The sequence below is a fragment of the Leifsonia shinshuensis genome (assembly GCF_014217625.1).
GTDB lineage: Bacteria > Actinomycetota > Actinomycetes > Actinomycetales > Microbacteriaceae > Leifsonia > Leifsonia shinshuensis_A.
On sequence record NZ_CP043641.1, the window covers coordinates 2517094 to 2531287 of the forward strand.

Below are 14194 nucleotides of genomic sequence, written 5' to 3' on the forward strand. Positions count from 1 at the left end.
TCGGGAACCGGGGGGTGAGTGACGGGAGGTCAGGTGGCGAGGAAGTCTTCGGGGTGCTCCTGCCGGAGGCGCGCGACCAGCTCAGCCGTCACGGCGACGCCGCCCTCGGCGAGCGCATCCAGGACCACACCGTGCAGCGGCGAGTCGTCCGCCACGGTGACCCGTGCGCCCGGCGCGACCCGGGCGAGCTCGACCAGGATCGCGTCCCGCATCGCCGGGTGCTCCGAGGTCGCGACCGACCCGTTGAGCAGCACCGGGAGGTCGCCCGCGGCGAAGTCGGCGCCGACGCTCCGGGCGCACCACTCCGCATAGCCGACGAAGGCGGTCGCCTGGTCGTGCACGATCCGCTGCGCGACGGCGTCGCCCTCCCCGGCCAGTTCGAGCACCAGCCGGGAGGCCTTCCACAGCTCGGTCCCCGGCAGTGCGCCGAAGCGCCGCGTGAAGACGTGCCGCAGCTCGCCTGCGTCGGCGACGCTGTAGTACTCGCAGAGCACCGGAGTGAGGCGCGTCGCCGGCCCCATCCCCATCCACTCACGGCAGGCCGCCTTGAGCGCGCTGTTGCCGAGGCCCTGGCCGCCGAGGTCGTCGAACACGTACCAGCCCGAGCACTGCTCGCGGCCGTCCGCCGACCGCGCGGCGACCGCCGGGCCGGTGCCGACCGTGATCGACAGCCCGACGCCGGTGCCGTCGATCAGGCGCAGTGAGGCGAAGCCGTCGTTCTTGACGCTCCAGCCGCCCATACCCGGCAGCCGGGCGGCGATGCGCTCGTCCCAGAACGTGGCGTCCTCCGGGTAGTCGACCCCGGCGAGGCGGAAGGCCGCGGACCGGATGTCCGCGACCGTCGCCCCCGCCTCGTCCAGCGCCGCCGCGACCGCACCGAACACCGCGGTCTCGGCCACCTCGATGCTCGACGCCCCGTAGATGTCGCCGCGGCCGCCACGACCGCGGCCGAGCACGGTCCCGGTGCCGTCGACGACGAGCGCGACCGTCTTGGAGTTGCCCGCGTCGACGGCGAGGTACAGCGGCCCGGCGTCCGCGCGCTCCGCCATGCTCAGCGCAGCAGCCGCTCGGGGAGGTACGCGCGGTGCGCGAACGCCATCTCGTCGTACAGCTCCTCGGCGACGCGCAGCGTCGGGACCATCGGGTTCGCGGCGAGCGCACGGATGCCGTCGGCGCGCGTGCCCTTCCAGGCCGCCTCCGCCGCCAGGTACTGGTACTCGGCGAGCTGCTGCACGAGCCCGCGCACCGCGTGCGGCAGCGGCTTCTGCGGCAGCGGGGTCACGCCCGAGCCGTCCACGTCGCACCACATCTCCACGACGACATCCTCGTCGAAGCCGGGCAGCACGCCGCCGGTGTTCGGGAGGTTGACAGGCAGGCGCGCAGGCGCGTCGTTGTAGTAGGAGCTCATCACGTCGATGGCGAGCTCCAGCTCGTGGATGCCGCCGCGGGACCGGCGCGGGTCCAGCTCGGGGACCGCCGCCTGCGACTGCTCGTCATAGTGCTCCCAGTAGCCCGGAAGCGCGGCGAGCAGGTCCTCGGCGCGGGTCGTCCGTGCGCCCTGCAGCTCGCGCAGGATCTCCTCGCGGAAGTAGTAGTACTGGAAGTAGTCGGCCGGCACCGAGCGCATGGTGACCGCCAGCTGCAGCATCCGCTTCTCCAGCGTGCTGAGCGTCGGGTCGTCCTTGCGGGTCTCCCACGCCACGTCGAGCAGCGGCATGAGGTCCTGGCCGTCGTAGGTGTGCTCGGTCGACCAGCAGTTGTGGTTGACGCCCGCCATGACGACGTTCGCGCGCTCGGGATCGAGCCCGGCCGCGCGCAGCACGGTCTTCGGGAAGACGATCGGGCCCTCGCACATCGACCAGATCGTCCGGTCGGTGAACCGGGTGACCGCCTGCGAGACGATGTTGACCGGGTTCGTGTAGTTGAACAGGATCGCCTTCGGCGCGACGGCGTCGAGGTCGCGGATGATGTCCTCGTAGATGTGGATCGACCGCAGCGACATGAAGAAGCCGCCGGGCCCCTGGGTCTCCTGCCCGATCACGCCGTGCTTGAGCGGGATGCGCTCGTCCAGCGCGCGGGCGGCGAAGTTGCCGGGGCGGAAGCTCGACAGCACCGCGTCCGCGTCGGTCAGCGCCGCGCGGCGGTCGGTGGTCGACGTGATCGTGATGTCGAGGCCCTTCGACTGCGCGATCTTCTGGCCGATGGTCTCGACGGCCTTCAGACGCGCGGGGTCGACGTCCTGGATCACGATCTCCGAGCCGTCGAACTCCTCGCCGTGCTCCAGGATGGACGCGATGGTGCCCGCGCCGCGGGACGATCCTCCGCCGATGTAGACGAGCTTGATGGAAGCCATGGGTGTGAGTGGTGCCTTTCTGGTCGGAGGGGAGGTCAGCGGGTGGTCTGCAGCAGTTCGGCCGCGCTGCGGTCCACGAGGAAGCGCGCGTCGGAGCATTCCGAGAGGACGGTCGCGGGCCAATCGGACTCGTAGGAGTCTGCAGCGGCCAGCCGGCGCACGGTGTCCTGCTTGTGCTCGCCGGTGACGACCATGACGACCGAGCGGGAGAGCTCGCGGATGGTCGCGATGCCGACCGTCACGCCGAACCGCGGCGCCTCGTCCAGGCTGCGCAGCGTCGGGAAGGTGCCGAGGTTGTCGCGGCGGGTGTCCTCCCCGAGCGGCACCACGCGGGTGACGGTGTCGGCGGCGGCGCCGACCGGGTTGAGGGCGACGTGGCCGTCCGAGGCGCCGGAGGCGAGCAGGAAGACGTCGATGCCGCCGGCCGCGGCGAGCGCGCGGTCGTACTCGCCGGCCTCCGCTGCGGGGTCAGGGAACCAGAGGCTGGCCTCCGGGATGCGGTGCTCCGGCGATGCGGCGGCGTTCAGGAGGCCGAGGATCTCGCGCCGCCCGAACCCGACGCAGCTGTGCGGGAGGGCCGGGTCGATCGCGCGGAAGCCGTCGCCGGCCTCCTCCACGTACTCGTCCATCAGGGCGACGACGACGTGGGAGAGGTCGAGGTCGCGCTCGGCGACGAGCGCGGCGAGGTTCGCGTAGGTCGCGATCGGGCTGCGTCCGCTCGGGCAGCCGAGGACGAACGTCCGCCCCTCGGCCGCTGCCGCGGCGATCGCGTCGGCGAGCTGGACCGCGGCCTCCCGCCCGACGTCGTCGGCCGTGTCGAGGATTTCGGGCGCGATGCGCATGGGTACTCCTTTGTTGCTTCTGGTGCAGTGAGGGGAAGAAGAGGACGGGCGCCGGTCACTCTTTGAGCGCGCCGTTGAGCACGCCCCGGATGAAGTGGCGCTGGAAGAACGCGTAGAGGATCAGCACGGGCAGCGCCACGATCAGCGAGCCGGCCGCGAGCATGTTGACGTCGAGGGTGTGCTGGCCCTGGAAGACGCCGAGCGCGAGGGTCGCCGGCTGGATGGACGGGTCGGCGATGAAGACCAGCGAGAGGAAGAAGTCGTTCCAGGTCCACATGAACGACAGCAGCGCGAGGGTGAGCACCGCGGGCCGCGAGATCGGCAGCAGGATCTGCCACAGCATCCGCCAGCTGCGCGCGCCGTCCATCTCGGCCGCCTCGATCAGCGACTTGGGGACGGCCCGGAAGGTCGCCCGCATCCAGAAGACGCCGAACGGCACGCCCATCCCGATCTGGATGATGATCAGGCCGAGCCAGGAGTTCGTGAGCCCGAGCGACTGGAACGTGTAGTAGAGCGGGATGATGAACACCTCGGCCGAGATCATCAGGCCGAACAGGATCAGCGGGAACAGGACCTTCTGCCCCGCGACGCCGAGCACGCCGAAGGCGAAGCCGGACAGGATGGCGAGCACGGTCTGGCCGAGCACGGCGCCGATCGTGATGACGGCCGACGCGATCATGGCCGACCCGAAGCCGCCCACGTTCCACGCGGTGACGAAGTTGTCGAAGTGCAGGTTCAGCAGGTCGAGCTGGCCGCTCCGGCTGGGGCTGAGCGCAGTGAACACGAACCAGATGACCGGGAACAGCACGAGAACCGTGACGAACGCGAGGATGGCGTGGTTGAGCAGTCGCTCGGTGCGCGAGATCATGCGTCCTTCTCCTCGGAGAGCCGGGTGATGACGAGCGCGACGCCCAGGCAGACGATCGCGATGATGATGCCGATGGCCGCGGCCATCCCGACATCCGGGTTGAGGAACGCCTTGCGGTACAGGATCAGCGCCGGCGTGGTGGTTGAGGTCCCCGGGCCGCCCTGTGTGGTGATCCAGACCAGGTCGAAGGCTCGCAAGGCGCCTGTCACGGTCAGCGTGAGCGCGACGGCGACCTGGCCGCGGAGGCTCGGCAGGGTGATCGAGAAGAACTCGCGGATCGGGCCGGCGCCGTCGATGCGCGCCGCCTCGTAGAGCTCGGTCGGGATGGCGGCGACGCCGGCGACGAACAGCACCATGCAGAGGCCGAGGGCGGTCCAGGTGCCGATGACGCCGAGCGCGGGCAGCGCCCAGTTGAAGTCGCCGAGCCAGTTCTTGGCCAGGTCGCCGAGGCCTACAGCGCGCAGCGCCTCGTTGAGCGGCCCGTCCGGGCCGTAGATCCGCTTCCAGATCACGGCGACGACGACGCTGGTCAGCACCTGCGGCAGGAAGAGCAGCCACCGGTAGACCCCGCCGCCGCGGAGCTTGCCGCGGCCGAGCAGCGCGGCCGACATCAGGCCGAGCGCGATCGGCAGGACCGCGAAGAAGACGACCAGGACGAGCACGTGGCCGAGCGACTCGACCAGGGCCGGGTCGGTGAAGAACGAGATGTAGTTGTTCAGGCCGACCCACGTGGCCGTGGTCACGCCGTCCCAGCGGTAGAACGAGTAGTTGACGCTCTGCAGGATCGGGACGATCACCACGAAGCCGTAGAACAGGAGGCCGGGGGCCGCGAAGGCGAGCCCGAGCCAGCGGCGGCGGCGCACCCGCGGCGTCAGCGTGCGCCGCGGGGCCCGCTTCGGCGTGCTGCGGCCGGGGGCCGCCGGTGCAGCGGCCGGGGCCTCCGGCCGCTGCACCACCTGGGACGAGGTCATCCCGTCAGCCCTGCTTCCGCGTGGCCTGGAAGGCGTCGTAGTCCTTCTGACCGGCCGCAGCGAGCTGGTCCGGCGTGACCTGGCCGGCGTACAGCTGCTGGAGCTGTCCGCCGATTGTGTCGATCATCGACGGGGTCGACCAGTCGAAGTAGGGCACGTAGCCGTTGCCCTTGTCGAGCGTCTGCTGGGCCGAGATCTCCGTGGCCAGCTCCGCGTTGCCACTCGGGGTGCTGAGGCCCGAGTGCAGCAGCGGGAGGAAGCCGTGGCCGACCGCCTGCTGGGCCGCGGTCTTGGACGCCATGAAGTCGAGGAAGGCCGCTGCGGCGTCCGGGTGCTTCGACTTGGCCGAGATGGACAGGTTGGCCGCGGTCGAGCCGGTGCCGACCACCTTGCCGCCCTGCACCTGCGGGAGCTGCACGTAGCCCATGGTCTGCTTCTGCGCGTCCGAGAAGCCGAGCGAGCCGGTGTACTCGAAGCGGAAGGCCGCCTTGCCGTCCATGAACTGGGCCTGCGCGTCGGCGTACTGGACGCCGGGGTAGTTCGGGGTGAACCAGCCCGAGTCCGCCCACTTCTTGACGTCCTTGGCCGCGTCCACGATGCCGGTCGAGGTGATCGGGACGTTGCCGGCGGAGTAGACGAAGTCGCCGATGTTCTTCGAGGTCGCGTAGAGGTCCTGCGTCGCGAAGAGGATCGACGTGGCAGAGCCCTTGTCCTGCGAGCCGTAGGCGATCGGGGTGATGCCGGCGGCCTTGACCGCTGCGGCGTCCTTCTCGAAGTCGGCCAGCGTCTTGGGCACGGGCAGGCCGAGCTTGTCGAGGATCTCCTTGTTGTAGTACAGGCCGATCAGCGAGGAGCGCGCCGCCGGGGTGGCGTAGAGCGAGCCGGTGCCCATCTGCTTGCCGTCGGGGGTGAACTCGAGCTGGCGGGCGATGGTGTCCGGGATCTCCTTCTTCCAGCCGTAGAGGTCGGAGTAGGCGTCCAGGTTGAGGATGCGGCCGCCCTTGGCGAGCGTGCCCATCGACTGCCAGCCGTTGTTGACGAGCGCGATGTCGGGACCGTTCGGGTCGGCGAGGCGGAGGTTGAGGGTGTTCATCACCTGGCCCCAGTCCTGCGTGGTGCGCTTGATGGTGATGTTCGGGTGCTGCTTCTCGAAGTCCTTGACGACCGAGTCCATCCACTTGCCCTCTTCGCCCTGCCAGAAGTCGAGGATCTTGAGGGTGACGGGCTTGCCGGAAACGTCCTTCGAGACCGCGTGCGAGGAGCCCGCGGCGCTGGAGCCTCCGGGTGCGCACGCTGTCAGGCCGAGGGCCAGTCCAGCGGTGAGCGCGAGCGCTCCGGCGAGGTGCCTCTTTTTCATGCGAGTCTCCTTTAACTCGTCAGCAGGGGTGGCGCCGGTGTCCGGCGCGGGTGGCGCCGACGTCCGGCGGAACCAACCGTAACCATAACCAAACCAGATAGTCCATTCGAGAACGAATTAACAGCCATCGGTCGAACTGGTATGGTCACTTCCTGTGAAGACTCCGACGATCGCAGAGCGCGTCATCCGCGACCTGAACACGTCCCTCAACCACGGCGTCTACCCGCCGGGCACCCGCCTCCCCGGCGAACGGCAGCTCGCCGAGAGCCTCCATGTCAGCCGGAGCACCATCCGCACGGCCCTGGAGGACCTGGAGCGCCAGGGCCGCATCGCGCGCTCGGCGCAGCGCGGCTGGTTCGTCCCGAGCCCCACGGTCGGCGAGCCGCCGAGCACGCTGCAGAGCTTCAGCGAGATGGCGCGGCTGCGCGGCCACACGCCGACGGCGCAGGTGCTGGAGAAGAGCGTCCGGTCGGCCACCATCGACGAGGCGGAACGGCTCGGCATCGTCGCCGGCGCCGACGTGCTCGTGCTGGTGCGCCTGCGCGGGATGAACTCCACCCCCATCTGCGTGGACACCAACGTCATCCCGTTGTCCGTCGCTGGGCCGCTCGTGGAGGCCGACCTCACCGACGCGTCGCTGTACGAGTCGCTGCAGACGCTCTGCTCGGTCGACATCTACCGCAGCGCGTACAGCGTCCAGGCCGACGCGGCGAGCACGGACCTCGCCGGGCTGCTGCACATCACCGCGGGGAGCCCCGTGCTGATCGGGCGCGAGATCGCCTACGACCGCGCGGGCGGTCCGGTGCTGCTGGGGCTGAACACCTACCGCGGGGACGCGTACCGGTTCGAGGCGGACCTGTACCGGGCGGGATAGGCCCGGGTCACCCTGGGCCGCACGGCCGCTGGGCCGGCGGCCTCGCGGCGGGCTACGCCCCGGACCCCACCGGGTCCGCGCCGTACTCCGCGCGGTAGTGGCGCACGAAGACGGCCTCCGATGAGAAGCCCCACTGCTCGGCGACCGCGCGAACCGTGACCGGAGTGCTGGAGAGCTGGTCGTGGGCGCCGTTGAGGCGCGATCGCCGCAGGTAGGCGGTGGGGCCAAGACCGTCCGAGTGGGAGCGGAAGGCGAGCACGAGCTCGCCGGTCGAGGCGCCGGCGGCGAGGGCGGCGTCCTCGATGGTGATCGGGGTGCCCGCGTGGTCGCGGAGGAACTGCGCGCCGACGCGGAACACCCGCGCCCGGCGCTCGGCGGACACGCGCAGTTCGCGCCGGTCCCCCACCAGCCGGAAGGTCTCCAGCGCCGCCAGCGCGAGCTGTCGGTAGGTGGTCGCGCGCATCGAGTCGTTGGAGAGGGCGCCCGACCGCCACTCCCGCCTGGCGACCTCCAGGGCCGCCAGCCAGTAGGCGGACCGTCGCGCGTTGACCGGCAGCGGGCCGTCGAAGCGGAGCTCCAGGTCGTCCTGCGCGTAGAGCAGTCGGGCGGTGCGGGTCAGCGCAGGCACACGGAACGCGACGGCGCGGCCCTGGGTGTCGGACATCCGGTGCACGGACTGCTCCCCCGGCTGGAAGATCACCGGGTCGGCTGCGAAGCTTCCCGTCTCATCCCCGACCTCCCAGCCGCTGCCCGGCGTGCCGGTCGAGATGAGGAGCACGTCGGGGTCGACCACGCAGCGCAACTCGCCGAGCATCGCAGCGTCCGCGAGGAGGAAGCGATCGTCGCCGACCACGTGCTCGGCGAAGCCGGAGAAGCGGCGGCCGAGATCGACCCGGCCGTAGTGGCCGGCCAGGTGGGCCTGCGTCTCGTCGCGGTCGCGCGAGCGGAACCGGCGCTCGAAGAATGTCGCTGACAGATGGCTGTTCGGGGATCCCATCGGTGGGAACCTCCTCCATCCGGCCGCGGCCGGGTGCTCACGAAGAGTTTTTGAGGGGTCCTGCGTACCCGACACGCAGGACCCCTCGACGGGCGCCCGACACCCGAATCTTCGGGAGCCCGTCGGGCGGAGGGGCCACTGGGGGCGGACCCTCCCTGGGGGGAAACTGTCAGAAGGTGCCTTCTGCTGTGAGTATACGTCGAGATTGGAACTTTAATCCACGCTCCAGTTCCACCAAGCGATTCCGGCTCGCTACGATCGAACCAGAGCGGCGCGCGTGCGCGCGAGAGAAGGTGTGGAGATGCCCGTCCCGGGGGTGTCGGAGGTCCGGCAGACGCGTGTGCTGGCGCGCGACCGCGCCTACGGGTCGCTGCGGACAGCGATCCTCGACGGCACGATCCGCCCGGGCGAGCACCTGGACGACGCCGAGCTGCAGGCCTGGCTCGGGATGTCGAAGACGCCGATCCGGCAGGCGCTGCACGCGCTGACGATCGAAGGTTTCGTGGAGACGGCCGCCCAGTCGTACACCCGCGTGGTCGAGCCGCGGGTGGAGGACGCCGTGCTGCACCTGCAGACCATCGGAGTGTTCGTCCTCGGCGTCCTCGACCTCACCCTCGACGGGCTGAGCGCCGCCGACCGGGACGCCCTGGTCGCGGACGTCGACCGGCTGATCGCCGCGCTGGAGGCCGCCGATCTGGAGGCGTCGCTGGCAGGCTCCCAGGTGTACTACGGGCGCCTGATGGCGCTGTGCCCGAACCGCGTGCTGCTCCGGCTGGCGGAGCGGACGCTCGCCGCCCGCGCCTTCTACGTCGGCGTGGCCTACCGCGCGCTCGGGATCGACTGGCCGGAGGCGGCACAGGCGTATGCGGCGCTGCGCTCGGCGCTCGCGGCGGCGGACTCCCGGGCTGTGACGGCGGCGGAGCGGGAGATCTTCCGCATCGACGCCCTGCGGCTCGCACGCGAGGAGGGACACGCCTGATGCCGGTCCCCCGCTCCCCCGAGAAGCCGGTCAGCCCGCGCGAACTCGTCCGCGAGCGCGTCTACGCGCAGCTCAAGGAGGCCATCCTCTCCGGCGTGCTGCTGCCGGGTGAGCGCCTGGACGAGGCCGAATTGCGCGGCTGGCTCGGCGTCTCCGGAACGCCGATCCGGCAGGCGCTCCACACGCTCAGCCTGGAGGGGCTGGTCGAGACGGCGCCGCAGTCCCACTCCGCCGTCATCGCGCCGCGCCCCGAGGAGGCCCGCGACACCCTCCAGACCATCGGCGTCCTCGTGACAGGCGCGACCATCCTCACCCTGCCGCAGCTCACCGGCGCGGACCGGACGCGCCTGGCCGCTTTGGCGCTGGACGTCAAGACGCAGCACGAGCGGGGCGACATCCCCGCGATCACGACGGCCGCGGAGACCTACTTCGGGTCGATCGTGCAGGCCTGCCCGAACCCGGTCTACATCGACGTCGTCGCCCAGGTGGGACCGTCGCTGAGCTACCACGTCACCGTCACCCACCGGGCACTCGACGCGGACCTTGCGGGGCTGGGGCGCGACTATGCGGAACTGTCGGCGGCGCTGCTGGACGAGGATGACGCGCGGGTCATCGACGTCACGAAGCGGATCTTCCTGATCGGGAGCGTTCCGCCTTCCGCGGCCTAGGCTCGGGGCATGGCTGAGAACTCCCGTCCCACCGCCCTGGTCACCGGAGCGTCGCGCGGCATCGGCCGGGCGATCGCCGTCGAGCTGGGCAGCACCCACCACATCCTGGTCGGCGGCCGGGATGCCGCCGGCGTCGCAGCCGTGGTGGCGGAGCTGCCGTCGGCCGAGCCGTTCGTCGCCGACCTGACCGGCGACGCTCTTCCCGGCATCCCGGAGCGGCTCGACGTCCTCGTGCTGTCGGCCGGCGTGGAGGACGGCGGGACCATCGCCGAAACGGACGACGCGACCTGGCGGCACGTCTTCGAGGTCAACGTGTTCGCCGTCGCGGCCCTGCTGCGGGCGACCCTCCCGGCGCTGAGGGCGGCGAGCGGGCTCGTCGTCGCCATCAACAGCGGGTCCGGGCTGAGCAGCGGGGCGGGCGGCGGCGTCTACTCCGGCTCGAAATTCGCGCTCCGTGCGCTCACCGACGCGCTGCGGGAGGAGGAGCGGCCGAACGGCGTCCGCGTCACGAGCATCCACCCCGGCCGGGTCGACACCGACATGCAGCGTGCGCTCGTCGCCCGCGAGGGGCACGAGTACGACGCGGCCTACACGATCACGCCGGAGATGGTCGCGGCGACCGTGCGCGTGGCGGTGGACCTGCCGAGCACGGGGATGGTGGAGGCGCTGACGGTGCGGCCGGTGCGGCGGCGGTGAACCGCGGAGCCCGTACTCATCCCGAACCCCGGCTTTACGATCCCCGAACATTCCCCAGCGAGGCTTGAGTCAGCCGGAAAAACCCCCGGCTGCTTACCTCTGACGGGAGAACCATGTCCAGACGATCCATCGGCATCATCACGGCGGCGACCGCGGGAATCGCGTGCGCAGCCCTCATCGGCGGCCCGGCTTTCGCCGACACCCCGACGCCGACCCCGTCGCCCTCCGCCTCGCACGCCCCCAAGACGCTCGCGCAGATCCAGGCCGCCGGCGCCAAGGCGACCTCCGACCGCGAGACCAAGCTCACAGCGGCCATCGCCAAGGTCAACGCGGACAAGTACCTCACCTCCGGCGACAAGTCCACGATCCTCGCACGGCTGAACAACGACCTCGCCGGCATGAAGTCCTCGGCCTCCGCGATCGCCGCCGACACCACGACCACACAGGCCGCCGCGGACCTCAAGAAGGTCTACGACTCCTACCGCGTCTACGCCGTCGCCCTCCCCCAGGCCCGCGACGCCTCCGCCGCCGACCGCCTCACCGGCACCACGATCCCCAAGCTGACCAAGGAGCAGTCCACGCTCGCCGACCTGCTCTCCGGCGCGGACAAGGCGAAGTCGACCTCCGCGCTGCAGTCCGACCTCAGCGACCTGACCGCCCAGCTCGCGACCGCGTCCCACGACGCGAGCCGAGTCTCGGCCGCGGCGCTGGCCGTGACCCCGAGCTCGTACGACTCGAACCACTCCGCGCTGTCGTCGGCGAAGTCGTCACTCGCGTCGGCGCGCACCGCGGTGAAGAAGGCGGAGTCGGACGCCAAGTCGGTTCGGGAGGCGATCAAGACGAAGAAGTAGGCGGAGCGCCCTCCCACTCGGCCGCCAGCAGCGACCAGACCTGCTTGTCGTGGAACACCCCACCGACCGGCCAGGCCTCCCGGAGCACGCCCTCCATCGTCATCCCGAGGCGGCGGGCGACGGCCGAGCTGCGGTCGTTGTCGTTGCGGCAGCGCCACTCCGCGCGGTGCATGCCGCGCTCCTCGAAGGCGTAGGCGAGCAGTTCGCGTACCGCGCTCGTGATGTGGCCGTGGCCCTCGGCGTCCGGCTCCAGCCAGCAGCCCACCTCGAAGCCGCCCGTCGCCGGGACGAACTCCACGAACATCACGCCGCCGACCAGCGTGCCGTCGGCCCAGATGCCGTAGATTCCCGCCCCCTCCCTGGCCGCCCGGTCGGCGTACCGGCCGAGCGTGGCGCGGGCGCCCGCGACGTCCTCGGTGACGAACGACGGTCCCACCCACGGACGGATGTGCTCCCTGGCACGGTCGAGGTGCGCGGCGAACTCCTCCGCCATCCAGGGCTCGAGGGGGCGCAACCGGGCGCCGGAGGCGAGGGTCTTCGAGAACATGAGGGACACGCTACAGGGGCGGCGGGACCGATCAGCCCGGCGTGCCCGGCATGCGCAGCGTCCGCAGGTCGAACGCCCACGCGTTGACCGTGATCGGGACGCCTTTGGGGTACTCCGACTCCTCGGCCCCCGTGTTCACGAATCCCACGGAGCGGGCGAGCGCGTTCGACGCCGTGTTGTCCACGCGCGGGAAGGCGAACATCGTGTCGCGCTCGCCCCGAGCCGCCGCGTGGTCGAGCAGGAGCCGGATGGCGTGCCGTGCGTAGCCCCGGCGCTGGAACGGCACGAACACGAACCATCCGCACTCGTACACGGCGCGTCCGTGATGGTCGATCTGCCAGTAGGCGGCCGCCCCGACCGGCTCCTCCGCCGCGTCCGACCAGACGGTGAACGGCGAGATGGTCCCGTCGGCCTGCCCGCGGAGGAAGCGCTCGTGCCGGCGGCGCACGACCTCCTCGCCCTGCGGGCCGCCCAGGAAGGTCGTCATGTCGGCGGCGTCGTTCCTCAGTTCGACGGCCAGGTCGGCCTCGGTCCACGGTCGCAGTCGCACTCGGTCAACGCCCACGCCGCGACACTACACGCGGCGAACGGAAGGCGCGCACGGCGGGACGGCCGAGCGAGCCCCGCCCTAGAAGCGACCGGCTCTCCGTAGTCGTCCGGGACGGGAGTCCGGGTCCACCACGACCCGGTAGAGCGGTTTCGCCCACCACCGCTGGAGCCACGTCACCGGTTCGATCCGGTGACGGCGCGCCTGGCCGCGCGGCCGCGGCGATGGTCGCCCCGAACGGCGCCAGGCGTCGAGCGCGTCGCTGCTCTCCGTCCAGAGCGCCAGACCGTCGGCGGCGTCGCTGAGCCGCGGGTCATCCGCGTCCAGCCCGAGGTGCTCGGCCCAGAGCTGTGCGCGGAGGTCGCGCGCGATGTCCGCTCCGACGATGGCGCAGGTGAGCTCGCTGTCGCTGGTCCAGGACCGCAGGTTGAAGTTGTCGGAGCCGCACGTCATCCACGTGTCGTCCACGATGCAGATCTTCGCGTGCACGTAGATCGGCGTGCCGGCGGCGTTCTCCAGGTCGAAGACGCCGACCCGGCCGGGCGCCGCACGCCGAAGCGCCGACACGGCCCGGTGCTGACCGAGACGGCCGGGCGGGCCGGAGATCCCGCCGTCGTCGTCCGGATAGCGCGGCAGCACGACGATCACCTGCAGCGCGGGGTTCGACCGCAAGGCGCTCGCGATCCCGGCCGCGACGTCCCTCGACCACAGGAACTGGTCCTCGATGTAGATGCAAGAGCGTGCACGGGCGAAGGCCTTGAGGTACGCGCGCGCGATGCTCCGCTCCCCCTGCGGCGCGAACGGGAAGGCCGGACGTTTCGGTGCGTACGTGCGCAGCACCTGCACGGCGTGCGCTCCCGCCGTCGGAGGCGGAGGCGTCGCCTCGGGGAGCGGTCGCGGGTGCCGCGGCATGTCCGCGAGACGTTGCACGAGCATCCGGTACGGGTTGCGATGGTCCAGCGGGTGCGGGTCGTCCCAGCGCTCGGAGAACGTGTCCAGCAGGTCGCCGACCACAGGCCCGCGCAGTTCGAGCGCGGCGTCGTGCCAGGGCGGCCGCTCGCCGTAACGCGGGTCGATCTCCTGCGCCTGCGGGTCCCCCGCGTGGCCGATGTCATCCCGCCGGCTGTGGCAGAGGTCGATCCCGCCGACGAACGCGATGTCCCGCGCCGGGTCGTGCGTGTGCCGGATCACGAAGAGCTTCTGATGGTGCGACCCGAACGCGCGCACCCGCTGGTCGAGCAGGACCTCCCCGCCTGCGTCGTTGATCTCGCGACCCAGCAGCGCGTTCGACAATCCGCTCATCCGGCCTTGGATGCGCTCGCCGTGCGAACGCCACACCAGGCCGCGCACCTCCACGCCCGCCCGCGAGATGTCCGCCAGCAACTCGCCGATCGTCGGCCCGCCCGGCAGCAGCAGTTCGTCCTTGTCGCCACGCCAGTCCGTGAAGAACACCCTGTCCCCCGGCTCCAGCGCCGACAGCTCCTCGTGCAGGCGAGCGAAGTAGGTCGCGCCGTGGACGAGAGGCCGCACCAGGTTGCCGTCTGACCAGGACGCGGACCCGGACGGGCCGGCCTGCACAGCGGACGCCGGGTTCCCCCGCTCGGCTCGGCTCAAGAACCATTCGGAGGCATCGCTCGGCACGCG

15 protein-coding genes are annotated in these 14194 nt (G+C 71.2%); 5 read left to right on the plus strand and 10 right to left on the minus strand.

Translation table 11 applies throughout. The features are described 5' to 3' along the window. Window positions 1–29: 29 nt before the first annotated feature. From F1C12_RS12060 to F1C12_RS12085, 6 genes are read right to left on the minus strand one after another with little or no spacing between them, the layout of a single operon-like run. The gene (locus F1C12_RS12060; protein WP_185275247.1) at window positions 30–1049 is read right to left on the minus strand and encodes an N-acetylglucosamine kinase; all 1020 of its coding nucleotides are present in this window, start codon (window positions 1047–1049) and stop codon (window positions 30–32) included. 2 nt (window positions 1050–1051) lie between these two features. Beyond that, on the minus strand, window positions 1052–2353 hold the full coding sequence (locus tag F1C12_RS12065) for a family 4 glycosyl hydrolase (RefSeq protein WP_185275248.1): 1302 nt from the start codon (window positions 2351–2353) through the stop codon (window positions 1052–1054). Window positions 2354–2388: 35 nt separating this feature from the next. After that, window positions 2389–3195 (minus strand): 6-phosphogluconolactonase, encoded by an 807-nt coding sequence (locus F1C12_RS12070; RefSeq protein ID WP_185275249.1) that lies wholly within the window; start codon window positions 3193–3195, stop codon window positions 2389–2391. A gap of 55 nt (window positions 3196–3250) precedes the next feature. Beyond that, window positions 3251–4063, minus strand: a complete 813-nt coding sequence (locus F1C12_RS12075) for a carbohydrate ABC transporter permease (protein WP_185275250.1) — start codon at window positions 4061–4063, stop codon at window positions 3251–3253. Next, window positions 4060–5034 carry a carbohydrate ABC transporter permease gene (locus F1C12_RS12080; protein ID WP_185275251.1) on the minus strand — a complete coding sequence of 325 codons (975 nt, stop codon included), beginning with the start codon at window positions 5032–5034 and terminating at the stop codon, window positions 4060–4062. The genes F1C12_RS12075 and F1C12_RS12080 overlap by 4 nt, the downstream gene beginning before the upstream one ends. Before the next feature lie 4 nt (window positions 5035–5038). Continuing rightward, complete coding sequence (locus F1C12_RS12085) at window positions 5039–6391, minus strand: ABC transporter substrate-binding protein (protein WP_185275252.1); 1353 nt, start codon at window positions 6389–6391, stop codon at window positions 5039–5041. A 154-nt stretch (window positions 6392–6545) separates the two neighbouring features. Here F1C12_RS12085 and F1C12_RS12090 point away from each other — a divergent pair, with 154 nt between their 5' ends. Then, window positions 6546–7265 carry a GntR family transcriptional regulator gene (locus tag F1C12_RS12090; RefSeq protein WP_185275253.1) on the plus strand — a complete coding sequence of 240 codons (720 nt, stop codon included), beginning with the start codon at window positions 6546–6548 and terminating at the stop codon, window positions 7263–7265. 52 nt (window positions 7266–7317) lie between these two features. On the opposite strand, the gene F1C12_RS12095 is transcribed toward F1C12_RS12090, so the two are convergent. After that, the gene (locus F1C12_RS12095) at window positions 7318–8262 is read right to left on the minus strand and encodes a helix-turn-helix transcriptional regulator (protein WP_185275254.1); all 945 of its coding nucleotides are present in this window, start codon (window positions 8260–8262) and stop codon (window positions 7318–7320) included. Window positions 8263–8563: 301 nt separating this feature from the next. On the opposite strand from F1C12_RS12095, the gene F1C12_RS12100 reads away from it, so the two are divergent. The 4 genes from F1C12_RS12100 to F1C12_RS12115 all read left to right on the plus strand — a co-directional run bounded on the left by F1C12_RS12100 (window position 8564) and on the right by F1C12_RS12115 (window position 11456). Continuing rightward, complete coding sequence (locus F1C12_RS12100; RefSeq protein ID WP_185275255.1) at window positions 8564–9241, plus strand: GntR family transcriptional regulator; 678 nt, start codon at window positions 8564–8566, stop codon at window positions 9239–9241. Then, window positions 9241–9909: a GntR family transcriptional regulator gene (locus tag F1C12_RS12105; protein ID WP_185275256.1), complete on the plus strand. Its 669-nt coding sequence runs from the start codon at window positions 9241–9243 to the stop codon at window positions 9907–9909. Before F1C12_RS12100 ends, F1C12_RS12105 begins: the two co-directional genes overlap by 1 nt. A 9-nt stretch (window positions 9910–9918) precedes the next feature. Then, the gene (locus F1C12_RS12110; RefSeq protein WP_185275257.1) at window positions 9919–10605 is read left to right on the plus strand and encodes an SDR family oxidoreductase; all 687 of its coding nucleotides are present in this window, start codon (window positions 9919–9921) and stop codon (window positions 10603–10605) included. A gap of 113 nt (window positions 10606–10718) precedes the next feature. Beyond that, window positions 10719–11456 carry a hypothetical protein gene (locus tag F1C12_RS12115; RefSeq protein ID WP_185275258.1) on the plus strand — a complete coding sequence of 246 codons (738 nt, stop codon included), beginning with the start codon at window positions 10719–10721 and terminating at the stop codon, window positions 11454–11456. Here the strand turns inward: F1C12_RS12115 and F1C12_RS12120 are convergent. The 3 genes from F1C12_RS12120 to F1C12_RS12130 form a co-directional block, all read right to left on the minus strand. Further along, window positions 11440–12003 (minus strand): GNAT family N-acetyltransferase, encoded by a 564-nt coding sequence (locus tag F1C12_RS12120; protein ID WP_185275259.1) that lies wholly within the window; start codon window positions 12001–12003, stop codon window positions 11440–11442. The genes F1C12_RS12115 and F1C12_RS12120 overlap by 17 nt on opposite strands. A 31-nt stretch (window positions 12004–12034) precedes the next feature. Next, the gene (locus tag F1C12_RS12125; RefSeq protein WP_185275260.1) at window positions 12035–12568 is read right to left on the minus strand and encodes a GNAT family N-acetyltransferase; all 534 of its coding nucleotides are present in this window, start codon (window positions 12566–12568) and stop codon (window positions 12035–12037) included. Window positions 12569–12631: 63 nt separating this feature from the next. Next, a complete protein-coding gene (locus F1C12_RS12130) occupies window positions 12632–14191 on the minus strand; it encodes a phospholipase D family protein (protein WP_185275261.1) in 1560 nt (519 codons plus the stop codon). Window positions 14192–14194: the final 3 nt, after the last annotated feature.